Source organism: Mesorhizobium sp. SEMIA396, assembly GCF_024518615.1.
Taxonomy (GTDB): Bacteria; Pseudomonadota; Alphaproteobacteria; order Rhizobiales; family Rhizobiaceae; genus Mesorhizobium.
Map to the genome: position 1 here is coordinate 126,386 of NZ_JANIFC010000003.1, position 23,776 is coordinate 150,161.

Below are 23,776 nucleotides of genomic sequence, written 5' to 3' on the forward strand. Positions count from 1 at the left end.
GCACAGCATTGACAGAAAATCACCCTGATCGCTGCTCTGCACCAAACAAACAACATCGTGAGCACTTTTCGCCACGCCACCGTCCGTGTCACAAGACCGGCGTTGAGGAAAAGCCATGACTGCCACGCCCCCAATCTTTCTGGATGTAGATGGATCGCGCATCGCGGTGCGCCATACTGCTGGCTCTGCGCCAGGCATCGTCTGGCTCGGCGGCTACAAGTCGGACATGCTGGGCACGAAAGCTCAGACGCTGTCGGACTGGGCGGCAAGCGAGGGCCGAGCCTTCCTGCGCCACGATTATTCCGGCCATGGCGAATCCGGCGGCGCCTTCGCCGACGGCACGATTTCGACATGGCTTGCACAAAGCCTTGCCGTGTTCCGGCATTTCACCCGGGGCAGCCAGATCCTGGTCGGCTCCTCGATGGGCGCCTGGATCGCGCTGCGCATGGTGCAGGAATTGCGCAAGGCAGGCGATAGCAACGTCGCCGGCCTGGTGCTGCTGGCGCCGGCCCCGGATTTCACCGCCGAACTGGTCGAACCGGTGCTGACCAAGGCGCAGAAGCGCGATCTCGCCAAAAAAGGGTTCTTCGAAGAGCCGTCGGACTATTCCACGGAACCCTACATCTACACCCGCGCGCTGATCGAGGACGGGCGCGACAACCTGACAATGACAGGCCCGATCGACACCCATTGCCCGGTGCACATCCTGCAGGGCCTGGCCGATGCAGATGTGCCGGCAAGCCATGCGCTGAAGCTGGTCAGCCTGCTGCCCGCCGACGACGTGACACTGTCACTGATCCCCGACGGCGACCATCGCCTGTCGCGACCGCAGGATCTCGACATGCTGGTTAGGGCTGTCGATGCGATGGCGCAGAGGGGAAACTGATGCGCCTTTCCATCCCGATATCCGCCTTCGTCGCGGCGATCGTCGGCTTCGGCGGCACGCTGGCCATCGTCATCGCCGCCGCCACCGCAGTCGGTGCGACGCAGATCGAGACGGCAAGCTGGGTGACGACGATCTGCCTGGCCATGGCGATCGAGAGCCTGTGGCTGTCATGGCGCACGAAAATGCCTGTCATCACCGCCTGGTCGACGCCGGGCCTGGCGCTGATCGCGGCATCGAGCGGCTTTTCGATGAGCGAGGCCGTCGCCGCCTTCATCGTCACCGGCGTCCTTCTGATCGCCACAGGGCTGTTTCGGCCCCTGACCAAGCTGATCTCGAGGATACCGCCCTCCGTTGCCTCGGGCATGCTGGCCGGCATCGTCGTCACCTTCGCGCTCAATGCGGTGAAAACCATTCCAATCGACCCGTGGCTGATCCTGCCGCTGATCGCTGCCTTCTTCGTTATCAGGCTGTTCAACCCGGCGCTGTCGGTGCTGGCGGTTCTGATCGGCGGTGGCCTCGCCGCTTTCCTCACCGGCCGTGTCGGTGGCCTGCCGACACCGGAACTGTCGACGCTGACGCTGATTGCGCCTGACTTCACCACCAAGGCGGTGATCGGCCTGGCACTGCCGCTCTACCTCGTCACCATGGCGTCGCAAAACCTGTCCGGCCTCGCCGTGCTGCGCGCCGCCGGCTATCACCCGGAGCCCGGCCCGCTGATCGGCGTCACGGGCCTGTTTTCGTTGCTGTCGGCGCCGTTCGGCGGCTCGACGACCAATCTGGCGGCGATCTCGGCGGCGATCTGCACCGGACCGGACGTCCACCCCGATCCCGCCGAGCGCTGGAAGACCGGGCCGTTCTATGCGCTCGCCTATCTCATCTTTGCGATTTTCGGCGCTTCGCTGGTGGCGATCTTCGCGGTGCTGCCGCAGAGCCTGATCGTGCTGGTGGCAGGCCTGGCGCTGATGGCGTCGCTCGCCAACGCGCTGTCTATCGCGCTGAAGGAAGAGGCGGATCGCATGGCCGCCACCGTCACCTTTGTCGTCACCGCGTCGGGTCTGACGCTGTTCGGCGTTGGCGCCGCATTCTGGGGCCTGATTGCCGGGCTGGTCGTGCTTTTCCTCGATATGATCAAAAAGCGATAATCATTTCAGATGCTTGTCCGGATTTGGCGGACATTGTCTTGAATCGCCGTTTTTCTCTTCCCATTTCGATTCCACGCAGCCCGGATTTGGCTGTCTCCAACCGAAGGAATGGGAGAAAATGAACGCATCCGCATTGATCCGTCCGGCCTGGACGCCGGCAACCATCGCGTTGATGGTTGTAGGTTTCATGGTGTTCTGGCCACTCGGCTTCGCCATGCTCGCCTACATCATCTGGGGCGACCGCCTCGATGGCTTCAAGCGTGACGTCAACCGCGCGACCGACGGCATCTTCGCCGGCTGCCGCCGCGGTTCCGACAAGGCCGCGCGCTGGGGCAATGGCTCCGCCCGCACCGGCAACGTCGCTTTCGACGACTGGCGCGAAAAGGAACTTGAGCGGCTGAACGAAGAGCGCCGCAAGCTCGACGAGATGCTGACCCAGTTCGACGAGTATGCCCGCGAATTGCGCCGCGCCAAGGACCAGGACGAGTTCGACCGGTTCATGGCCAACCGCAACAAGTCGACGGCTCCGACGAAGACCGATCCAAGCACCGGAACGACGACCACCAAGCGTGGCAAGGGCTCGAACCTGCTTGACGACTGAGGCCAAGCGACTGGCCACATCGTGAAAAAACGGCGTCGCGCGAGCGGCGCCGTTTCTTTTTTGTTCTAGTCGTTTTTCTCGAATCGCGTATCGTCCCGCCATGACTCTCGGCTTCTTTCGCAATCTGACAAAGCCCAAGCCCACGCCTGTCGTGGAGCGCGAATATTGCGTCGCCGGCCGCACGCTGCCGCTTAAGATCGTCGAGAGCGCCAGGGCGCGCCGAATGACGCTGCGCATCGATTCAGGCGGCCAGGGTCTACGCATAACCGTGCCGCCAGGCCTGCGCCGCGGCGAAGTGGACAGGTTCCTCGAGCGGCACCAGGACTGGCTGGAGCAGCGACTGGCCAAGGTGCCGACGCGGCCGCAGGTGCGGCCCGGCATCAGGATCCCGCTGCGCGGCGTGCCGCACCGCATCGTCCATGAACCGTCAAAGCGCGGCACCGTCACCGTGTCGCGCGACGAACGTGGTCCGCTCTTGATCGTGCATGGCGACCGCATACATCTGCCGCGCCGCCTCGCCGATTTCCTCAAGCGCGAGGCCAAGAAGGAAATCGAGAAGCTGGTGGCCAAACACACCGAGGCGCTCGGCAAGCGCGCCAAGGCTATCCGCTTCAAGGACACATCAAGCCGCTGGGGGTCATGCACCTCCGAAGGCAATCTGTCCTTTTCCTGGCGCATCATGATGGCGCCGTCGCCGGTCATCAACTACCTCGTCGCGCATGAAGTGGCGCATCTCAAGGAGATGAACCACGGTCCGAAATTCTGGAAATTGTGCGAAAAGCTCTGCCCCGACACCGATCGCTGCAAGGACTGGCTGAAGCGCAATGGCGGTGCGCTGCAGGCGATCATGTTCGAGTAGATCGCTCAGTCGTCGTTGGCGGCGTTCAAGTCCTCAGGCCGTAGCCCCTCATCGCCATGATGCGGCCACGGCAGGAAATTGCCGTCGAATTCATCGCTGCCAAAATAGTCGAGCGCGCGGTGCGCCTCGGCGCCGTCGAAGGCGGCCTTGTCGATCAGGTGCGCGATGACCTCGCGCGCCTGCGCGATCTTCTGCCTGAGTTCGGCAATTGTCCTGTCGGTCATGGTCATGCTCCCGCAGTGTGTCCTGTTCATCCATAGGTAGCGCCTTTGGCCGCGCCGGCAAACAGCATGCTTTTTCTCGACTCTTTTCGCTTTTCATGCCAATTCCCGCGCCATGGCACTCGACATCAAGATCTGCGGCTTGAAGACCGACGCGGCAATGGCCGCGGCGCTGGCCGGCGGCGCCAGCCATGTCGGGTTTATCTTCTTCGCCAAAAGCCCACGCTATGTCGAACCCGCCGAGGCTGGCCGCCTGCGCGAGGCGGCGCGCGGCAAGGCGATGGCGGTTGCTGTCATCGTCGATGCCAGCGACGCTTTCCTGGATGAAATCCTTGCCCAAATGCAGCCCGACATGCTGCAACTGCATGGCGCGGAAACGCCCGAGCGCGTCGCCGAGGTCAAAGCCCGTTATGGTTTGCCGGTGATGAAGGCGCTGCCGCTCAGCGAGGCTGCCGATCTCGAACGGATAAAGCCATTCATCGGCATATCAGACCGGTTCCTGTTCGACGCCAAGCCGCCGAAAGGCTCAGAACTGCCGGGCGGCAATGGTGTTGCCTTCGACTGGCGCATTCTTGTCGGCCTTGACGGCGGCGTCGATTACATGCTTTCCGGTGGGCTCAACGCCGCCAATATCGGCGATGCCCTTCGGCTTGCCGACCCGCCCGGAATAGACATTTCCTCAGGCGTGGAAAGCGCACCGGGCGTCAAGGATCCGGCGCTGATCGAACAGTTTTTCCGGGCCGTCAGGACCGCGCGGAACACCCGCGCAGCCTAGTAGTGCCTTAAACCAGAGCATGTCCCGGAAAAGTGGGAACCGGTTTTCCGACAAGGACATGCTTCATAAGTCAAGATGCCAGGAGATCGGCGATGAACAAGCCGGCGACACCCAATTCCTTCCGCACCGGACCCGATGAACAGGGCATGTTCGGCATTTTCGGCGGTCGTTTCGTTGCCGAAACGCTGATGCCGCTGATCCTCGATCTGGAGCAGCACTGGAACGAGGTCAAGAACGATGCGAATTTCAGGGCCGAGCTGACTGACCTGTCGACCCATTATGCCGGGCGACCCTCGAAGCTCTATTTCGCCGAAGGCCTCACGAAGCATCTCGGCGGCGCAAAGGTCTATTTCAAGCGCGAGGATTTGAACCACACCGGTTCGCACAAGATCAACAACTGCCTCGGCCAGATCCTGCTGGCCAAGCGCATGGGCAAGAAGCGCATCATCGCCGAGACCGGCGCCGGCCAGCATGGCGTGGCATCGGCCACGGTCGCGGCCCGCTTCGGCTTCCCCTGCGTCGTCTATATGGGCGCCACCGACGTCGCCCGGCAAAGCCCCAATGTCTTCCGCATGAAGCTGCTCGGCGCCGAAGTGCGCCCGGTGACCGCTGGTCACGGCACGCTGAAGGACGCCATGAACGAGGCGTTGCGCGACTGGGTGACCAATGTCGAGGACACCTATTACCTGATCGGCACCGCCGCCGGCCCGCATCCCTATCCGGAGCTGGTGCGCGACTTCCAGTCGGTAATCGGCACCGAAGCGCGGGCGCAGATCCTAGAGCAGGAAGGCCGACTGCCGGACACCATCATCGCCGCTGTCGGCGGTGGTTCGAACGCCATCGGCCTGTTCCATCCCTTCCTCGACGACAAAGAGGTCCGCATCATCGGCATCGAGGCCGGCGGACGCGGCCTTGACGGCATCGAGCATTGCGCCTCGATGAATGCCGGCGCGCCGGGCGTGCTGCATGGCAACCGCACCTATCTCCTGCAGAACGCCGACGGACAGATCATGGACGGCCATTCTATCTCGGCCGGTCTCGATTATCCCGGCGTCGGCCCCGAGCATTCCTGGCTGCGCGATTCAGGCCGCGTCGAATACGTGCCGATCCTCGACGACGAGGCGCTCGAGGCCTTCAAGCTGACGACGCGCGTCGAAGGCATCATCCCGGCGCTGGAATCCGCGCATGCCATTGCGCATGCGGTGAAGATCGTGCCCGCCATGGACAAGGACCAGATCGTCATCGTCAACCTGTCCGGCCGTGGCGACAAGGACGTGCATACGGTGGCCTCGATGCTGGGTATGGAGATCTAGGCCCCTTTGGACAGTTTCGATTTGGGAGTTGATTATGAGCAAAATTCGTCCAAAGGGCCAGACATGGTGACCCGCATCGACCGCCGCATGGCAAAACTGAAAGCCGAAGGCCGCCCGGCGCTCGTCACCTATTTCATGGGCGGCGACCCTGACTACGACACCTCCTTGTCGATTATGAAGGCACTGCCCAAGGCCGGCGCCGACATCATCGAGCTCGGCATGCCGTTTTCCGACCCGATGGCCGACGGCCCGGCGATCCAGGCGGCGGGCCTGCGGGCGCTGAAGGGCGGCCAGACGCTGGTCAAGACGCTGAAGATGGCGGCCGACTTCCGGACCAGTGACAATGAAACGCCGATCGTGCTGATGGGCTACTACAATCCGATCTACATCTATGGCGTCGACCGCTTCCTCAAGGACGCGATCGCCAGCGGCATTGACGGGCTGATCGTCGTCGACCTGCCGCCCGAGATGGACGAGGAACTGTGCATTCCGGCGCTCAAGGCCGGCATCAATTTCATCCGGCTGGCGACACCGACGACCGACGACAAGCGCCTGCCGAAAGTGCTGCAGAACACGTCGGGCTTCGTCTACTATGTGTCGATGACCGGCATCACCGGCTCGGCGCTGGCCGACACCGGCAAGGTGGCGGCGGCGGTCAAGCGCATCAAGGGCCACACCGACCTGCCGGTCTGCGTCGGCTTCGGCGTCAAGACCGCCGAGCAGGCCCGGGTGATCGGCGCCAATGCCGACGGTGTCGTCGTCGGCACCGCGATCGTCAATGCGGTTGCCAATGTGCTGGGACCGAAGGGCGAAAAGACCGCCGATCCGGCCGAAGCCGTCGCCACGCTGGTCAGCGGCCTTGCGCAAGGCGTGCGTTCGGCCCGCCTTGCTGCTGCCGAATAGTTCTCCTACCTCTTCCCAATCCTCGTCAGGACAGGAGCCGAAGCGATGAACTGGATCACCAATTACGTTCGCCCGAAGATCAATTCGATGCTCGGCCGGCGCACCGACATGCCCGAGAACCTCTGGATCAAGGATCCGGAGACCGGCGAGATGGTGTTCCACAAGGACCTGGAATCCAACCAGTTCGTCATTCCGTCGTCCGGCCATCACATGAAGATCTCGGCCAAGGAGCGGCTGAAATTCTTCTTCGATGGCGGCAAATACGAGACCCTGGACAACCCCAAGGTGATGCAGGATCCGCTGAAATTCCGCGACGAGAAGCGCTATGTCGACCGGTTGAAGGACGCCAAGGCCAAGACCGGCCTTGAGGACGCGATCATCAATGCGCTGGGCACCGTCGAGGGTCTGCCGGTGGTGGTCACGGTGCAGGATTTCGCCTTCATGGGCGGCTCGCTCGGCATGGCCGCTGGCGACGCCATCGTGCATGGCTTCGAAGTGGCCCTGCAGCGCAAGCGGCCGCTGATCCTGTTCGCCGCTTCCGGCGGCGCGCGCATGCAGGAAGGTATTTTGTCCCTGATGCAATTGCCGCGGACAACGGTTGGTGTCGACCGGCTGAAGGAAGCCGGCCTGCCCTACATCGTCGTTTTGACCAACCCGACCACGGGCGGCGTGACCGCCTCCTATGCCATGCTGGGCGACGTGCACATTGCCGAGCCCGGCGCGCTGATCGGCTTTGCCGGACCGCGCGTCATCGAACAGACGATCCGCGAGAAATTGCCCGACGGCTTCCAGCGCTCCGAATATCTGATGGAGCACGGCATGGTCGACATGGTCGTATCCAGGCTGGAAATGCGTGAAACGATCGCGCGCCTGCTCAAGATGCTGCTCAAGCTGCCGGAAGAGCAAAAAACGCTGGAGCCGGAAATCCTGCCGCCGGCGGTGGTCGCCGCGGAAGCTCGGCCGCAAGCCTGAAGCGACACGAAGCGCCGCGACCGCGATTGCACGGGTGCTTCGGCGCGCTGTAGCTTTTGATTGCCATAGCCATCCGAAACCGATTCTGGTTTTCACGGCTCATGCGCTAGGATTCTGCCATGACGACGCTTGCCGCCGACCGCGAAATCGAAGCCCTGATGGCGCTTCATCCGAAAGGCTTCGACCTTTCGCTCGACCGCATTTCGCGGCTGCTGGAGCGGCTTGACGATCCGCAGGATCGGCTGCCACCGGTCATCCACATCGCCGGCACCAACGGCAAAGGCTCGTGCGCCGCCTTTTCGCGCGCCCTGCTCGAGGCAGCGGACTACCGCGTCCATGTTCACACCTCGCCGCATCTGGTCAACTGGTATGAGCGTTACCGGCTGGCCGCCGATGGCGGCGGCAGGCTGGTCGAGGACAGGGTTTTCGCCGATGCTATTGCCCGTGCGGCCAGAGCCAATGAAGGCGAGAAGATCACCGTCTTCGAGATTCTCACCGCCGTCACCTTCCTCTTGTTTTCCGAACACCAGGCCGACGCCGCCATCATCGAGGTCGGGCTCGGCGGCCGCTTCGACGCGACCAATGTCGTCAAGGAGCCGGCCGTGTCAGTGATCATGCCGGTGTCGCTCGACCACGAGGCCTATCTCGGGGACCGTGTCGAACTGATCGCGGCCGAAAAGGCCGGTATTATCAAGCCCGGCTGTCCGGTGGTCATCGGCGCGCAGGAGAGCGAAACGGCGCTGCAGGTGCTGATCGAAACCGCCGAGCGGCTTGAATGCCCCACCTTCGTCTACGGCCAGGACTTCCTTGCCTTCGAGGAAAACGGCCGCATGGTCTACCAGGACGAAGACGGCTTGATGGACCTGCCACCGCCCAGGCTGCCCGGACGCCATCAGTTCGCCAATGCGGCGGCGGCGATCGCCGCGGTCAAGGCGGCCGGTTTCGAGATCAGCCATCGCGCCGCCGAAAAGGCGATGATCAATGTCGCCTGGCCAGGGCGTATGCAGAAGCTGATGCAGGGCCGGCTGGCCGAACTGGCACCCAAGGGCGCCGATATCTGGCTCGACGGTGGCCACAATCCGGGGGCCGGCGTGGTGGTTGCCGAAGCGTTGGCCGAGCAGGAAGAGAAGAACCCGCGTCCGCTGTTCCTCATCTCGGGCATGATCAACACCAAGGACCAGAGCGGCTATTTCCGTGCCTTCAAGGGCCTCGCCCGGCATGTCTACACGGTGCCGGTGAGCCTTAGCGAGGCCGGCGTGCCAAACGACGAACTGGCGGTCCGCGCGACGGAAGCCGGGCTGACCGCCGAGCCGGTGAGTTCCGTCGCCAGCGCGCTGATGCTGCTGCGCGACACCTGGGACGGTCCGGCGCCACGCATCCTGATCAGCGGTTCGTTGTATCTGACCGGCGCGGTGCTGGCCGAGAACGGCACCCCGCCGACCTGAAGGCGGATTTTTCTGCGAGGAACCTGTCATGATCAAGGTCAAGCAGCTCGCTCACGTCTGCATCTTCGCCAACGACCTTGAAGCGACACGAAGCTTCTATCGCGACGTGCTGGGCATGGACACCTGCTTCAATTTCCTGCGTGACGGCAAGATTTTCGGGTTCTACCTCGATTGCGGCGGCGGCAGCCATGTCGAGGTGTTCGGGAAAAACGAGGCCCGCTATGGCGACCTGAACCAGATCAACCACTTCTGCCTAGAAGTGGAGAACATTGATGCCGCGATCGCCCACATCAGGTCGAAAGGTGTCGACGTCACCTCAAAGAAACTGGCCTGCGATGACACATTTCAGGCCTGGATCCGCGATCCAAACGACGTGAAAATCGAGTTGTTCGAGTACACCCAGAAAAGCGCACAATTCACCGGCGACGACCGCATCGCTGATTGGTGAGACCAGCCAAGCCATGACACCGCATCAGGCGCCTTTCTAAGGGTCTCTGAAATCACAATGGTATGATTGCTTCCAGATCGATGTCGACGCCGATGCTTGCCGTCAGGCGGGAATAGAAGAGGGAGGCCGGTTCTCGCCCGGCCTCCCGAATCTCATAGGATTCAAGTGCGCGTTCGACGATATCAGCTATTGAACGGTTTTCGCGACGAGCGAGTCGATGAGCAATATCTCGTGCTTTTGCGCTGCGGACGGAAAGCTGGGGTTCGGCCATTTCAAACTCCCCTTTCTAGAAGATGTAGTCTCTCAGCGCCCATCAAGATGGCACATGATGGCATGCCGTCACCTCAATTCGATCTCGATAAAGGCATATTCGCCTTCGTTGGCGTTGATGACGTCATGTTCGACGCCCTCTTTGCGGAAATAGGGCGCGCCCTTCTTCATCTCGGCGAAGGTCTCGCCGTCCTTGGTCAACAGCTTCACCTTGCCGTCCATCAGCGGCACGACGACATAGTCGTGGCCGTGGCGATGCCAGCCGGTGTTTTCGCCCGGTGCGAAGCGGTACTCGGTGACGATGACGCGCTCATTGTCGATGAATACGGTGGCCTTGGCGGATCCGGTCATGGGGTTCTCCTGTCTGGCTCAAGCAGATGACATGGAGTGGCCGGACGCGAGAGCCAGAGCCACGCACCGATGACGCCAACAAAAAGCCCGGCGCGAGGCCGGGCTTGATGGTCATATGAATTTCAGATGGATCAGGCGAGATTGCCGTTGATCCAGTGCGACAGCGCGGTCTTGGGCGCCGCACCGACCTTCTTGTCGGCCATTTCGCCGCCCTTGAAGATCATCAGCGTCGGGATCGAGCGCACGCCGAACTGGGCGGCAAGCTCCGGATTCTCGTCGATGTTGAGCTTGGCGATCTTCACCTTGGCGCCGAGTTCGGTGGCAATGTCTTCGAGCGCCGGCGCGATCATCTTGCAGGGACCGCACCATTCCGCCCAGAAATCGACGACGACCGGTACGTTGGCGTCAAGCACGTCGGCCTGGAAGTTGCTCTTGTCGACCTTCACGGTTGCCATATGGAAAATCCTTTTGAAAGTTTTTGTCCCACCAAATGTGGTGGTGATCGCGCCCTTCTTCAAGCAGGTGTTGTGTCACGCTCCCGTGAGTCGGGCAAGGGCGTCGTCCATGGCACCGGCCGGCAGCTCGATCAGCCGCGGCGCCTCGGTGAACAGCAGGGCCGCCTTGACCGTGCGGCCGGGATAGAGCGGCTGCAACAGGGCGCGATAGAGCGCGAGCTGGAGCAGGTAGGCCGGCGGCACCTCGGCCAGAGTGGAGGGCGCCGGCCGGTTGGTCTTGTAGTCGACGATCGAGACCGTGTCCGACGTCACCGCCAACCGGTCGATCTTGCCGGAAATCGAGCGCTTTTTGCCCTTTACTTCCAGGCTGCCCATGATCGCGACCTCAGCACGCGACGACGGCGCAAACAGCTGACCGAGGCCGGGATCCGCAAGGATTGATGTGACCGACGCCAGGGCTTTTTCGCGCTCTGACGGAGGCCAGTCCGCACCCGTTCGCAAGAGATAGCGCTCCGCCGCGCGCTGGCGTTCGGGCTCGGCAATGCCCGGCAGCATCTGCAGCAGTTTGTGAAGGGCAAGCCCGCGCAGCACCGCAAAGCCCGGCTCGGCATCGGCGTCGAGCACCGGCGACGCCTTGTCGACCACAGCTTCCTTGCCTTCGTCTATCAGCGCCGCAGCACCGGATGGCGACAGCGGACGCGGCAGATCCTCGAAGGGGGGCAAGGGCCGGAACAAGGTCGCCGGCAGAGGTCCGAAAGCATCCGTCGGCCGCGCCTGCTCGCCGGAAGCCAGTGCGACCGGCGGCAGCTTGGTGACATGGAAACGATGCACCGGCTCGCCGCCGGCGGGATGCGCACGCTGCTCGCTTTCCGGCGCACCGATCAACGCGCGGCTGACGATCGAATGCCAGGTGCCGGCGTTCGGCGCTCGCTTGCCGTGATAGCCGCAGACGATCAGCCGGTCCTCGGCACGGGTCATGCCGACATAGAGCAGCCGGCGGTATTCGTCGTCGGCGAGTTCCCGTGCCCGCGCCGCCGCTGCTTTGGAAAAGCCGTTGGCGACGTCGCTGGCAGAGCGCCAGAGATAGCCCTTGCCGTCCCAATTCGCGCCGGAGCCATCGAAGGGCATCAGGCGCGGCAGATGCTGGTCACTGAACGGGGCGGAACCGCCATCGACCAGGAACACGACCGGCGCTTCCAGGCCCTTGGCAGCGTGCAGGGTCATGACCCGGACCTCGTCGCGGGTCTGGTCCATCTCGCGCTTGATCTCAGGACCGGCGTTTTCCAGCGTCGACAGGAAGGCTTCCAGCCCCGGCAGGCCGGTCCGTTCCTCGGCCAGGCAGAAGCTGAGGAACTCGTCGAGAATGTCGCCGGCTTCGGGCCCGAGCCGCGCGATCATCTTGCGGCGCACGCCATCACGCGCCAGCAGGCCAGCGTAAAACTCGAACACCGGTTTGAAGGCGGCCTCGTTCGTCCAGATGTCGACCTGGGCGACGATCTTCGCCAGTCTCTCGCTTTCGCCGGCGTGCTGTCGCAACGACGCGATCAGCGACAAGCCGGACGGCCTCTGCGCGGCGAGCGTGAAAAGCGTCTCTTCCGGCAGATCGAAGATCGGGCTGCGCAACACGGCGGCAAGCGACAGATCGTCCTGCGGCTGGATGAGGAGATGACCGAGCGCAATCAGGTCCTTGACCGCGATGTGTCCAGGCAGGCTCAGCCGGTCGGCGCCGGCAACCGGAATGTCGCGGCGTTTGAGTGCGCGGGTCAGCGCATGGACGAAGCGGTCGCGCTTGCGCACCAGCACCAGCACATCGCCCGGCCGCAGCCGCTTGCCCCGGCCTTCGATGATTTCGCCACTGCCGATCCAGCCGGCGATTGTGGCGGCGACGTTCTCAGCCACGCGCACCGCCGGCGCGTGCGCATGGTCGATGGCTTGCGTCCAGTCGTCGGGCTCATCGACGACATCGGCGCCGACCGACGGCCACACCTCGACATAGCCCGGTGCGTCGGTGCGGATCGCCTGGTGGCGCAGCGGATCGGGATCATGGCTGATGCCGCGCCGCACGCTCGCGTCGGCGAAGACGCGGTCGACCGCGGTAAGAACGTCGTCGGTCGAGCGGAACGACCAGGTCAGTTTGAGATCGGCAAAGGACGCCTCGGCGTCACGCACCCGTCCCGCGAACAACAGCCGGCTGTCGGCGAAGGAGTCCGGGGCAGCCCCCTGGAACGAATAGATCGACTGCTTCTCGTCGCCGACCGCGAAGACCGTGCGATGGACCCTGTCGCGCGCGCCAAAGCCGGCAAAGAATTCTTCCGCCAGCCGTTTCACCACTTCCCATTGGTCCGGACTGGTGTCCTGCGCCTCGTCGAGCAGGATATGGTCGATGCCCTGGTCAAGCTTGTATTGCACCCAGGGGCCGGCGTCTGGCCGCGCCAGCAGGTTGACGGTGCGGGTGATCAGGTCGTTGAAATCGAGAAAGCCGCGGCTGCGCTTCAGCATTTCGTAGCGGGCGATCAGCCAGTCGGCGATGGTCAGCGCCGCTCTTGTACCCTCCAGCATCCGGAACAGGGCCAGCCGGTCGGTGGTTTCGACGATGGCATTGGCGGCCGAGAGATAGCGCTCCGCCAGATCCGGCAGCCGGTCGACCAGGGCCTTCCTGAAGGCCTTTGCCGGGTCGTAGGCGTCGCCATCGGTCTTGAGGAAGGCTCGCGCCAGCAGTTGCAGGCGCCGAATGGGATCGCCCTCGGCGAAAGCCTGCCGCGCATAGGGCAGGATGTTGTTCAGCACCGATCTGGCGTCGGTGGCCTCGGCTGCGTGGGCGAAGCCGGCAAAATAGTCGGGCAGGAAACCCGGCAACGGCCATACCGAAGCGGCTATGCCCTCGGCCGTCTGGCCTGGATGGAAATGGAATTCCTCGAACAGGGCCTGGAAGCGCGTGCCATCACGCCCGACGGCGTCGATGAAATTGCGCAAGCCGTCGCGCTTGCGCACGATCTCACCCAGCAAGGCGTCGAGCCCGGCTTCGCCGCCCCGATCGAGAATGGCGGCAAAAGCCTCGGCCAGATCCCTGTCGCCGGCGGATGTGCCGGAGATCATCTCGCGGCGCGCCGCGGCGAACAGCGATGCCTCCATCTGGCCGTCGAGCATCTCGAAATGGGCCGGGATGTTGGCTTCCAGCGGGAACTGGTGCAGCACCGATTCGCAGAAGGCATGGATGGTCTGGATCTTCAACCCGCCGGGCGTTTCCAGTGCCTCGGCGAACAGGCGCCGCGCCCGGCGCATGGTCTCGAGATCCGGCCGGCGGCCTTCCAGAGCCTCGACCTTTGCCGCAAGGTCGGCGTCACCGAGCGTGGTCCATTCCGACAGTGTCGAGAAGACCCGGTTGGACATGTTGGCGGCAGCGGCGCGCGTATAGGTCAGGCACAGGATCTTCGAGGGATCGGTGCCGCGCAGCAGCAACCGGATGACGCGCTGGGCCAGCACATGGGTCTTGCCGGATCCGGCATTCGCCGACACCCAGGCGGAATTGCCGGGATCGGCGGCGCGGGCTTGGCTGGTCGCGGTGTCGCTGGGGATCGGATAGGCCTTTTTCATGCCTCCCCTGCCTCGTCGCCGGCATCGCCGCCTGCCGACCATTCGAGCACGCGGGCAAGATGGTCGTAGTCGCCATCGGTCTCGCCTTCGCGGAACGGCAGCGCGCGCGACAGATAACCCGTCGCAGGATCGGCATAGTGGATCAACAGCTTTTCCAGCCGCGCCCAGGCCTCTTCGGCAAGATCGGTCGCGGTCCGCGGCTGGCGATTGTGTTCGAGGATGGATTCCTCGAACACCTCGCCATTCGGCTTCAGCCTGATGAAGGCCAGTTGAGAGGGCTCGCGTACGCCCAGATCCTTGAAGGCGCCGCGCCTGAGCAGCGCGCCCTCCAACGCCAGTTGCGGCGCAAGCAGTGTGTGCGCCTGCGCCTTGGACGGCGAGGAACCGGTCTTGTAATCCAGTATGTCGGCCATGCCGCCGGCCAAAAGGTCAACGCGGTCGGCGTAGCCGGACAGCGTCACGCCGGATTGGCCGACAACGGTCTTGCCGGCGCGCTCCTCGGCATGGCGCTTTGTCACCGCATCGGCGCGCGTGCGCTCCCACCCGATGATGTTGGCGGCGAGTTTCTCGAAGCGCGGCCACCACACCGCCTCGACATCGGCCGGAAGTGCGGCCTCGGCAAAACAGGCGCGGCCGGCGGCGATAAGGCCGGCGAGCGCCTCGGGGGTGCGCGGATCGGCGACACTGCCTGAGAACAGATGCAGGATGGCGTGAAACAGCGTGCCGCGCTCGGCCGCACCGGGGTCGCGGATGACCTGATCGAGCGGCATCAGTCCAAGGATCCGTCTCGCATAGACAGCGTAGGGATCCCGGCGCAGGGTCTCGATCTCGGTGACCGAGAAATGCGTCGGGCGCACCGACAGGGGCGGCTTCGGCTGCGGCCGTGGCGCGAAATCCCGCCTTGGGCCTGTATCCAGCGCGCGCGCCCAGGCGAGCAGTTCGTCGCCACGCCGGCGCAGCTCCGCTGCCTGATTGTTGCCGATAAAGGTCAGCAGCCGCTGAAGCCAGCGCGACGGCACGGCGGGTGCGTCGCCGGCGCGCGCCGAGCGGGACAGCACCACTTTCCCAGCGCCCATGGCCATCTGGAAATCATGCGCGGCAAGGCCGATGCGCCGCTCGGGCGGTTCGAGGTCGATACCGGTCTTCATCAGCCGCGACATGAAGCGGTCGCTCTCGGGCTTGCGCGGCCATACGCCCTCATTGAGCCCGCCGATGACCAGCGTATCGACGGTCAGCAATCGGGCTTCCAGCGCACCCCAGATGGCGATGTTCCGGTCGGTGCCCTGTGCCGGCTTGACCGATTCAGGCGCGATCAGCGCCGCCATGATATCGGGCCACTCGGTCGCCGCGAAGGACAGTGAAGCCGAAGCCGCGACCAGCCCGCGCAGCAGTTCGGCAAGCTTTTCGCCGGCGTCACCGGCATAGAGTTCGCCAAGACCACCGTCGGCGGTGCGGCCGAGATTTTCGAGTGTGGCGACGCTGGCCCTGACAAGCGCGGCAAGGTCGGCATCGTCCCGGCCGCGGAAGGCTGCGAGCGGCGCCAGAGCCTGCTTGAGACGTTCAAGCAAATTCCGGGTAGTTTCGATGGAGCGCACGGTCAGCCGGGAAAACCAGAAGGGCGGCCGGCTGCCGCCGCCCAGACCGGTGAGGCGGGCCTCGAACAGTTCCGGCAGCGAAACGATGTCTGGGCGGCCGGTGCCGCCGCGCAGCGCCACCAGCTCGACCAGTTCCGCCGCGTGGCGCACATCGGCCCGTTCGAGGCCGAGGCCAAGCAGCGGATGCTTGAGCAGCGACAACAGGCCGACCGGATCGCCTGGCCTGAACAATGCCTCGAGCGCCAGCCTGAGCAGGCTGGCCGCCGGGGTGTTGGCGAGCGGCGTGCCACCGGAATCGTCGGCGGCGACGCCGAAGCGCTGGAGCTCGATCGAGACGCGCCGTGCCAATGCGCGATCGCCGGTGACGAGAGCCGCCCTTTGGCCGGGCTGTTCGACCGCGCGCTTGAGCGCGACGGCGATGGCGACAGCTTCATCACGTTCGCTGGCAGCTTCGAGCAAGGTCACCTCGGCGAAGGCGCCGGCAATGTGGGACGCCGGGAAACCGGCACGTGTCTCGGCCCAGAGTTCGGTGGTTTCGGCCGGCCGCAGCGCTTCGCCGACAAGGGCGGCGCGAAGCGCAAGTCGCGGTTCGGCCACGCCAATCTCCTCGACGTCGCTGCGCAATACGCCGATCTTGCCGATCAGCCTGGCCAAGCCATATTGCGGGTGGCCGAGCACGGCTGGACGCGCGCCGGGCGCGGCGATTGCCTGGAACGACGCTTCGTCCAGCGTACGGTCGAGGCCGGGCAGCACGATGGCGCCGCCGGGCAGGCGCGCGATGGCGGCAAGCAGTTCGGCCGTGGCGGGTATCGAGCCGGTCGAGCCCGCGGCGATAACGGGGCCAGCGGGCGGATTGCGCAGCAGCCGCGCCGCCTCGGCGCGGATCAGCGCACTGCGATGCGCGGCCGGATTTGAGCGGTCGCTTTCCGCGAGGAATTTCGGCCAGGCTTCGGTGACGATGCCGAGGAATTCGAGGGTCACCTGCCACCACCCGGCAAGGTTGCCGGTCACCAGATCGGTGAGCTTGGCCCAGTCCGTTCCTTCCGTCTCGATCTCGTCCATCAGCCGGGCGAGATCGCGCGCCAGCCAGATCGCGTCGGCGGTGGAAGCCGGGATGACGATCTCCTCGGCGAAAAGGGCGGCGACATGCGCCGGCAGCCGGCGTTTCCAGGCGCGCACCAACGGCGTCAGCAGCAACAGGCGTTCGATCGCGGCGATCGGCGGCGCGAGATCTATGGCCGCCGATGCCTCGGTCTCGAATGCGGCCTCATCCTCGTCGAACTCGCCCAGTGGCCGGATGACCGGCAGGATCGCCGAGCCGCCGCCGCCGCGTGCCGCCAGGCTGTCGACGAAGACACCCCGCAAGGCACGCGCGGCACGGCGTGTCGGCACATAGATGGTGACATCGGCCAAAGCGAGCGGGTCGCCGTCAAATCGAAACCCCGGAACAAGGCGGCCGGCAAGCAGCGCCTCGGCAAGCGTCGGCAGAAACGGCGCTCCGGGCGGGATCGAGAAAACGCGGCTGGAGCCGCTCATTGCGACTCGATGAGCGCACCGGCGACCGCCGCTTCCGCGAGCGGTACGGCATCGGGCGTGCCGACGGTGATCCAGTGGCCATGCATGGGCATGCCGAACAGGCGGCCGGCCGCGATGGCGGAATCGAAATAGGCGTTGAGCGAGTGCGGCCCGGCCGGTGCACCCTCGAACAGGCGCGGATGGACGATCGCCGCCCCGGCATAGATCAGCCCCGCCGGGTCGCCTTTCGAACGCCGCAAGCCGCCATCCGGCGCCACCAGGAAATCGGTGCTGCCGCAGTGTCCGGTCGCCTGTTGGAGATCCGCCAGCATCAGCAGAATATCCATTTTCGCCGCGTCCCATGCAAGGGCGAGGCGCTGGAGATTGAGAGGACCGTCATCGATCCAGAACGTGTCGGCGTTGAGGATGTAGAAGGGCTGATCGCCCAGTTCGGGCAACGCCTTGACGATGCCGCCGGCGGAATCGAGCAGTTGTTCGCTCTCGTCGGAAATGACGATGTTTGGCGCGCGGCGGGCAGTGACATGGGCGACGATCTGTTCGGGAAAGTAGTGGACGTTGACGACCGCCTTGCCGACGCCGGCGGCGGCCAGGCTGTCGAGGCTCCAGTCGAGCAACGTCTTGCCGGCAATCTTGACCAGTGGCTTGGGAATGGTGTCGGTGATCGGCCGCATGCGTTTGCCAAGCCCGGCGGCAAGTACGATGGCGGTGTCCGGTCTTGCTGTCACAGCGCTCGCTCCTCCAGCAAACCCTGGGCGTCGTAGAACTCGCGCAGGCTTGCCAGCGCCGGATGAGACAGAGCCCGGCGCAGATAGTCGCGGATGCGCGGCAAGTGCTTCAGATAATAGGGCTTGCCGTCGCGTTTTTCGAGACGGACGAAGATGCCGAGGATCTTGGAATTTCGCTGCGCCGCCATGATGGCGTAGGATTCCAGGAAGCTTGCCTCGTCGAAAGCGCCGGCTGCGTGGCGCGCCGCGACATAGGCATCCAGCGTCTGTTTCTCGATCTCGGGCGAGATGGTGACCCGCGCGTCCATGGCGAGCGAGGCGACGTCATAGGCGCAAGGGCCGATCAGCGCATCCTGGAAATCGACGATGCCTAGCCGATCATGCCCGGAACGGTCGCCGCGCCAGATGATGTTTGGCGAATGGAAGTCGCGCAGCATCAGCGTGACCTCGCGGCCTTGCAGCCGGTCGAGGAGCGCATTCCATTGCTTGTGGTAACCGGCGCGCAAGCTCTCGCTTGCCGGAGCGCCAGTGATTGCCGGCACGTACCAGTCGACCAGCAGATCGGCTTCGATCATCATGGCGTCGCGGTCGAAAGGCGGCACATCGTGGAAGCCGCCTTGCCCTGTTTCCAGGCGCTGCGGCCAGGCCCTGCCGTGCATCATGGCCAGCAGCTCAGCGGACGCTGCGTAACGCTCGGCCAGCGGCTGGCCATCGCCGCTGAGGAAACCTTCGGAACCAAGATGTTCGAGAAGCAGGAAACCTTGCTCCTGGTCCTCGGCATGGATTTGCGGAACGCTGACGCCGCCTTCCTTCAAGGCGCGGTCGATGGCAACGAAGGCGGAGACCGACTGAGCGGTATGCGCGATCTCGGCATAGGGCTTGCCGTCGCGCACAGGCGGACCGAGAACCAGCCGTGGCGAGTTCATCAAGACCCGAGGCTTTTGGTCCGGCAACGAAACGATCTCATAGGAGCGGGCCGAAGCATCGCCGATGAAATGGCGGCGCTGCGCTTCCCCCCAGCCGGCGTTCACGAGAAAGTCGCGCATGGCCAACGACCGTGCCGCCCGATCGAAGGCATCACCCTGGCCTGACAATCGCGCCAGCCGGCCTTCGCCATGCTGGACGAGCTCGATCAGGACTGTGGTTTTCGGCAGATGGGCTTCCGCCCGTTCCGGCCATTCGACCAAAGCAGCACCCTGCGCCAGGGCTTCGTCGAGCCCCAACTCATCGATCTCGTCCGCCGAGGACAGGCGGTAGAGATCGAAATGATGGACCGGAATGCGGGTGTCGTAGCTCTGCACCAATGTGAAGGTCGGACTCGGAACATCGAGACCGGCATCGTCGGCCAGGGTCCTGATCAAGGCCCGCGCCAGCGTCGACTTGCCGGCGCCGAGATCGCCCTTGAGGGCAAGCACGTCACCCGGGCGCAGCGACAGCGCCAGATCTTCGCCCAGCCGCGCTGTCTGGGTCTCGTCGGCGAGTAATCGCTCCAGCACCAGTCCGGTCATCGAACGCGCTACTCGGCCGCGGCGCGGATGCCCGGCATGTCTGGAAAGGTGCAGATGACGGTCGTGCCCTTGTCCTTGCCGGTTTCGATGCGAACGCTGCCGCCATGCAGCTCGACGAAGCTCTTGACGATCGACAGGCCGAGGCCGGCGCCGCGCCGGCGGCCGCCATTGGCGCGCGGCTCGAAACGGCGGAACACCGAATCGAGCACATCCGGCGGCATGCCGGGACCATCGTCATGAACCGAGAATTCCACCCCATCCGCCAGATGGCGGCAAGTGAGCCGGATGATGCTGGCTTCCGGGGCGTAATTGGCGGCGTTGCTGAGCAGATTGTAGAGGATCTGGCGGACGCGGACCTCATCGCCGTGAAACGTCTTCGGCGCCGCGATGGCGTCCACCTGGAGACTGATCGAATGCTCTTCCAGCCGGTCGGCCACCAGTTCGGCCGCAGCGGCGATGGTGCGATCGACCTGCACCTCGGAAATGTCGAGCTGCATGATGCCGGCGTCCACCGTCGCCAAGTCGAGTATGTCGTTGACGATGGTGAGCAGGACCGCGGAGGACGAGCTGACATGCTCGACATATTCGCGCTGCTTCTGCGTCAGCGGACCGGTCGTGGGCTGCGACAGGAGTTCGGTGAAGCCGATGATGTTGGTCAGCGGCGAACGCAGTTCATAGGAGACGTGCTGGACGAATTCGTTCTTGAGCTGGTCGGATTTTTGCAGCGCCTCGTTCTTGTCCTTCAGCGCCCGCTCGACATGGACGCTGTCGGTCACGTCGACGAAGGTCATCATCACCTGCCCGTTGGGCAGCGGGATCATGGCGTAACTCAGCACATTGCCGTTGTTGAGCTCGGTCTGTCCGTGGCGGTCGCGGCGCTCGTCGTCAAAGCCGGTGATGGCGGCAACGAAGCTGGGCCAGGGGCTGTCCGCGGCCTGCCGGTCGCAGAGGTCGCGTATCGTCGACACGTGGACACTGGGCTTGGCCGCTTCACCGCTCAATCCCCAGAGAGTGGCAAAGGCAGGATTCGACAGCCGGAGCCTGCCGTCGGGTCCGAACACCGCCACGCCTTCGGCAAGATTGTCGAGCGTCTCGCCCTGAACCCGCACGGCTGTCTGGTAGCGGCTTTCCAGGTCCATCTTCTCGGTCAGGTTCTCGAACACCCAGGTCACGCCGCCCTTGGGCTGCGGATTGGCGACGACGCGAATGGTCTTGCCGTCCGGCAGATGCCACCAATGTTCCTGGGATTCGACGGCGCGATAGGCGCCGAGCAGGCCTTCCTTCCAGCGACGCCATTCAGGCTGTTCGGCGATCTTGCCCTCGCTGCGCAGCCGGTCGAGCAGCAAGGCATTGTCGGGTGCGCTGTGCAGGAAGCCGGCGTCCAACCCCCAAAGCTTCTGGAAGGCTTGGTTGAAGAACCGCAGCTTCTCGTCGGTGTCGAAAATGGCGACTGCCGTGTTGAGCTGGTCGAGCGTGTCGGCGTGGCTTCGCACCGTCCGTTCGTATTCGCCGCGAACGGCCTCAATGGCACTGGTGTCACAGGCAAGGCCGGCCGAGCCATCGCTGCCGGCGAAATCGGTGACCGCGAACACACGGCGGTCACCTTCGATCACGGTGGACAGCGACTGCTCGAAAACCGGATGCGTCTTGTGCTGGGCGGCAATCGCATCGCGCGCCTGGCCGCCGAGGAACTCTTTTTTCTCCCGGACCGCGGCTTCGGCATTTTCGGCTTCGACGGCATCGGCATAGGCGCGGTTGACCCACTTCAGCCCGCCGTCCTCGCCGCGGAGCCATGCCGGCATGTTCAGCGCGTCGAGCAGGCCGATCATCGTGTCGTGGTCGGCGGCCAGCCGCTGGTTCTCGATCTTCAGCCTGGCCTGGCTGCGCTGCGTCTCCGAGAGCGAGACGAAACGCACGAGCACATGCGCGGCACTCTTGCGGCCATGCACTTCGAGCGGCGCACCGGCCTGCGATTCGATGACGAGGTCGAAGGGTTTGGCCTTCTCGCGCAATCCCGCGACGGCATGTTCGAGTGCCGCCGCCGAACGCGGCATCAGCCAGCGGCCGAAAGCGAGAAAAGCGGCCCTATCTTCGGGAGCGCCGCTTTCGACGGGCAATGTGCCGATAAGCTCGGGCTTCTTGTTTTCAGCGGCCCAGACGACGACGCGCTGGTCACGCAGATTGAGCAGCGCCTCGGAGCGGCGGAGCGCCGCGTTGATGTCGGCGAGGCGGCTCCTGAGTTCGACATTCTCCGCCGAGGTGCGGGCTCTTTCGCGGATGAGAACGATGGCCGATATCAGTGCGGCACCCGTCACGCCGACGAACACGGCAAGCTGCATGACCTCGATGGCGCTCACCGACAGTCCCGCGACGCTGGCAGCAGCGGTTTCGGCATGCGCGACGGCGCCAGCCAAGGGGCCCGCGAGCGCGGAGGTGGCAAGGAATGTCGACGCACGGGCGCGCCAGGACAGGCTCCCGCCTTCCAGGGCGGAGCCAGCAATCCCCGAATCGTCATGGCCGCCGGAAACGGCCCGTCCCGCTCTGTGCGGGTGTTGCCCCGGCATGTCTTGGTCCTCTCCGCCGCCTGAATGCAAGACCGCCCTGATGCGTGCCTCTCTTGACCCTCTCGGGCTGGAAGCATCGCCGAATCACCTGACAATAACCCCTCGCCGAATCGCCGTGAAGGCTGATGGCGCGCAAAAATAAGGCCGGGCGAAAAGTCAATCGCCCGGCCTCAATATCTGGTAGCAATTTTAGCTTTGGTTAATAGCGGTAGTGTTCCGGCTTGAACGGACCCTGCGGCGTGACGCCGATATAGGCGGCTTGTTCACCCGACAGTTCGGTCAGACGGGCGCCGAGCTTGTCGAGATGCAGGCGCGCGACCTTTTCGTCGAGATGCTTGGGCAGGACATAGACCTGGTTCTCGTACTGGCCGGGCTTGGTGTAGAGCTCGATCTGCGCCAGCACCTGGTTGGTGAAGGATGCCGACATGACGAAGCTCGGGTGGCCTGTGGCGTTGCCGAGATTGAGCAGCCGCCCTTCCGACAAAAGGATCATCCGCTTGCCGTCCGCGAAGGTGATCATGTCGACCTGCGGCTTGACGTTGGTCCATTTCAAATTGCGCAGCGCGGCGACCTGGATCTCATTGTCGAAGTGGCCGATGTTGCCGACGATGACCATGTCCTTCATCGAGCGCATATGGTCGAGGGTGACGACATCCTTGTTGCCGGTGGTGGTGATGACGATGTCGGCGGTGGGGGCCGCATCTTCCAGCGTGACGACTTCAAACCCGTCCATCGCCGCCTGCAGCGCGCAAATCGGATCGACCTCGGTGACCTTGACGCGGGCGCCGGCGCCCTTGAGCGAGGCCGACGAGCCCTTGCCGACGTCGCCATAACCGCACACGACAGCGACCTTGCCGGCCATCATCGTGTCGGTGCCGCGGCGGATGCCGTCGACCAGCGATTCCTTGCAGCCATATTTGTTGTCGAACTTCGACTTGGTAACCGAGTCGTTGACGTTGATGGCGGGGAAAGGCAGCAGGCCCTTCTTCTGCAGCTGATAGAGCCGGTTGACGCCGGTGGTCGTCTCTTCGGTGACGCCGCGGATCGCCGCCTTCTGCTTGGTGAAGAAGCCGGGCGAAGCCTTCAGGCGCTTCTTGACCTGGGCATAGAAGTATTCCTCTTCCTCGCTCTGCGGGTTGGACAGCACGTCCTCGCCGGCCTCGGCGCGGGCGCCGATCAGGATGTACATGGTGGCATCGCCGCCATCATCGAGGATCATGTTGGAGAGGCCGCCATCGGCCCACTGGAAGATCTTGTCGGTGTAGTCCCAATACTCCTCGAGCGACTCGCCCTTGACGGCGAACACCGGGATGCCGGCTTCGGCGATGGCCGCGGCCGCATGGTCCTGGGTCGAGAAGATGTTGCAGGAGGCCCAGCGGATATCGGCGCCCAGTTCCTTCAGCGTCTCGATCAGCACCGCCGTCTGGATCGTCATGTGCAGCGAGCCGGTGATGCGCGCACCCTTGAGCGGCTGCTTGGGACCGAATTCCTCACGGCAGGCCATCAGGCCCGGCATTTCGGTTTCGGCGATCTCGAGTTCCTTGCGGCCCCAGCCGGCAAGCGAGATGTCGGCGACCACATAGTCCTTGCTACCCGTCATGGCAGTACTCCGA

20 protein-coding genes are annotated in these 23,776 nt (G+C 64.3%); 10 read left to right on the forward strand and 10 right to left on the reverse strand.

Annotation, left to right across the window (positions count from 1 at the left end; translation table 11 throughout):
- Nucleotides 1-115: 115 nt before the first annotated feature.
- The 4 genes from NP503_RS10050 to NP503_RS10065 all read left to right on the forward strand — a co-directional run bounded on the left by NP503_RS10050 (nucleotide 116) and on the right by NP503_RS10065 (nucleotide 3,488).
- Nucleotides 116-886: a carboxylesterase gene (locus NP503_RS10050; RefSeq protein WP_127266802.1), complete on the forward strand. Its 771-nt coding sequence runs from the start codon at nucleotides 116-118 to the stop codon at nucleotides 884-886.
- Complete coding sequence (locus NP503_RS10055; protein ID WP_127266801.1) at nucleotides 886-2,028, forward strand: benzoate/H(+) symporter BenE family transporter; 1,143 nt, start codon at nucleotides 886-888, stop codon at nucleotides 2,026-2,028. Before NP503_RS10050 ends, NP503_RS10055 begins: the two co-directional genes overlap by 1 nt.
- Nucleotides 2,029-2,146: 118 nt before the next feature.
- A complete protein-coding gene (locus NP503_RS10060) occupies nucleotides 2,147-2,629 on the forward strand; it encodes a DUF2852 domain-containing protein (RefSeq protein WP_127266800.1) in 483 nt (160 codons plus the stop codon).
- A gap of 100 nt (nucleotides 2,630-2,729) precedes the next feature.
- Nucleotides 2,730-3,488: a M48 family metallopeptidase gene (locus NP503_RS10065; protein ID WP_127270177.1), complete on the forward strand. Its 759-nt coding sequence runs from the start codon at nucleotides 2,730-2,732 to the stop codon at nucleotides 3,486-3,488.
- Nucleotides 3,489-3,493: 5 nt separating this feature from the next.
- Here NP503_RS10065 and NP503_RS10070 read toward each other — a convergent pair whose 3' ends face one another.
- Nucleotides 3,494-3,712, reverse strand: a complete 219-nt coding sequence (locus NP503_RS10070; protein ID WP_127269343.1) for a hypothetical protein — start codon at nucleotides 3,710-3,712, stop codon at nucleotides 3,494-3,496.
- A 112-nt stretch (nucleotides 3,713-3,824) separates the two neighbouring features.
- Between NP503_RS10070 and NP503_RS10075 the strand changes: the two genes are divergently transcribed.
- The 6 genes from NP503_RS10075 to NP503_RS10100 all read left to right on the forward strand — a co-directional run bounded on the left by NP503_RS10075 (nucleotide 3,825) and on the right by NP503_RS10100 (nucleotide 9,565).
- Complete coding sequence (locus tag NP503_RS10075; RefSeq protein ID WP_127269344.1) at nucleotides 3,825-4,484, forward strand: phosphoribosylanthranilate isomerase; 660 nt, start codon at nucleotides 3,825-3,827, stop codon at nucleotides 4,482-4,484.
- Between the two features lie 92 nt (nucleotides 4,485-4,576).
- Nucleotides 4,577-5,797, forward strand: a complete 1,221-nt coding sequence (gene trpB / locus NP503_RS10080; protein WP_127269345.1) for a tryptophan synthase subunit beta — start codon at nucleotides 4,577-4,579, stop codon at nucleotides 5,795-5,797.
- Between the two features lie 63 nt (nucleotides 5,798-5,860).
- A complete protein-coding gene (gene trpA / locus NP503_RS10085) occupies nucleotides 5,861-6,700 on the forward strand; it encodes a tryptophan synthase subunit alpha (protein ID WP_127269346.1) in 840 nt (279 codons plus the stop codon).
- 45 nt (nucleotides 6,701-6,745) lie between these two features.
- Complete coding sequence (accD, locus tag NP503_RS10090; RefSeq protein WP_013528321.1) at nucleotides 6,746-7,672, forward strand: acetyl-CoA carboxylase, carboxyltransferase subunit beta; 927 nt, start codon at nucleotides 6,746-6,748, stop codon at nucleotides 7,670-7,672.
- A gap of 119 nt (nucleotides 7,673-7,791) precedes the next feature.
- Nucleotides 7,792-9,117, forward strand: coding sequence for a folylpolyglutamate synthase/dihydrofolate synthase family protein (locus tag NP503_RS10095; protein ID WP_127301845.1), 1,326 nt, complete (start codon nucleotides 7,792-7,794; stop codon nucleotides 9,115-9,117).
- Nucleotides 9,118-9,145: 28 nt separating this feature from the next.
- Nucleotides 9,146-9,565 (forward strand): VOC family protein, encoded by a 420-nt coding sequence (locus tag NP503_RS10100; RefSeq protein WP_127268386.1) that lies wholly within the window; start codon nucleotides 9,146-9,148, stop codon nucleotides 9,563-9,565.
- A gap of 52 nt (nucleotides 9,566-9,617) precedes the next feature.
- Here NP503_RS10100 and NP503_RS10105 read toward each other — a convergent pair whose 3' ends face one another.
- The 9 genes from NP503_RS10105 to ahcY form a co-directional block, all read right to left on the reverse strand.
- Nucleotides 9,618-9,836: a plasmid stabilization protein gene (locus NP503_RS10105; protein ID WP_127268387.1), complete on the reverse strand. Its 219-nt coding sequence runs from the start codon at nucleotides 9,834-9,836 to the stop codon at nucleotides 9,618-9,620.
- A 68-nt stretch (nucleotides 9,837-9,904) separates the two neighbouring features.
- Nucleotides 9,905-10,186 (reverse strand): cupin domain-containing protein, encoded by a 282-nt coding sequence (locus NP503_RS10110; protein ID WP_127268388.1) that lies wholly within the window; start codon nucleotides 10,184-10,186, stop codon nucleotides 9,905-9,907.
- Between the two features lie 131 nt (nucleotides 10,187-10,317).
- The gene (gene trxA / locus NP503_RS10115; protein WP_127268389.1) at nucleotides 10,318-10,641 is read right to left on the reverse strand and encodes a thioredoxin; all 324 of its coding nucleotides are present in this window, start codon (nucleotides 10,639-10,641) and stop codon (nucleotides 10,318-10,320) included.
- A 75-nt stretch (nucleotides 10,642-10,716) separates the two neighbouring features.
- A complete protein-coding gene (addA, locus tag NP503_RS10120; protein WP_127268390.1) occupies nucleotides 10,717-14,235 on the reverse strand; it encodes a double-strand break repair helicase AddA in 3,519 nt (1,172 codons plus the stop codon).
- Complete coding sequence (gene addB / locus NP503_RS10125) at nucleotides 14,232-17,366, reverse strand: double-strand break repair protein AddB (RefSeq protein ID WP_127372017.1); 3,135 nt, start codon at nucleotides 17,364-17,366, stop codon at nucleotides 14,232-14,234. The genes addA and addB overlap by 4 nt, the downstream gene beginning before the upstream one ends.
- On the reverse strand, nucleotides 17,363-18,091 hold the full coding sequence (locus NP503_RS10130; protein ID WP_127267521.1) for a nucleotidyltransferase family protein: 729 nt from the start codon (nucleotides 18,089-18,091) through the stop codon (nucleotides 17,363-17,365). Before NP503_RS10130 ends, addB begins: the two co-directional genes overlap by 4 nt.
- Entirely contained in the window at nucleotides 18,088-19,599 is a 1,512-nt protein-coding gene (gene tsaE, locus NP503_RS10135; RefSeq protein WP_127267522.1) for a tRNA (adenosine(37)-N6)-threonylcarbamoyltransferase complex ATPase subunit type 1 TsaE, read from the reverse strand. The genes NP503_RS10130 and tsaE overlap by 4 nt, the downstream gene beginning before the upstream one ends.
- An 8-nt stretch (nucleotides 19,600-19,607) precedes the next feature.
- The gene (locus NP503_RS10140) at nucleotides 19,608-22,163 is read right to left on the reverse strand and encodes a PAS domain-containing sensor histidine kinase (RefSeq protein WP_127267523.1); all 2,556 of its coding nucleotides are present in this window, start codon (nucleotides 22,161-22,163) and stop codon (nucleotides 19,608-19,610) included.
- A 199-nt stretch (nucleotides 22,164-22,362) separates the two neighbouring features.
- Nucleotides 22,363-23,763, reverse strand: a complete 1,401-nt coding sequence (gene ahcY / locus NP503_RS10145; RefSeq protein WP_023810629.1) for an adenosylhomocysteinase — start codon at nucleotides 23,761-23,763, stop codon at nucleotides 22,363-22,365.
- Nucleotides 23,764-23,776 lie beyond the last annotated feature (13 nt).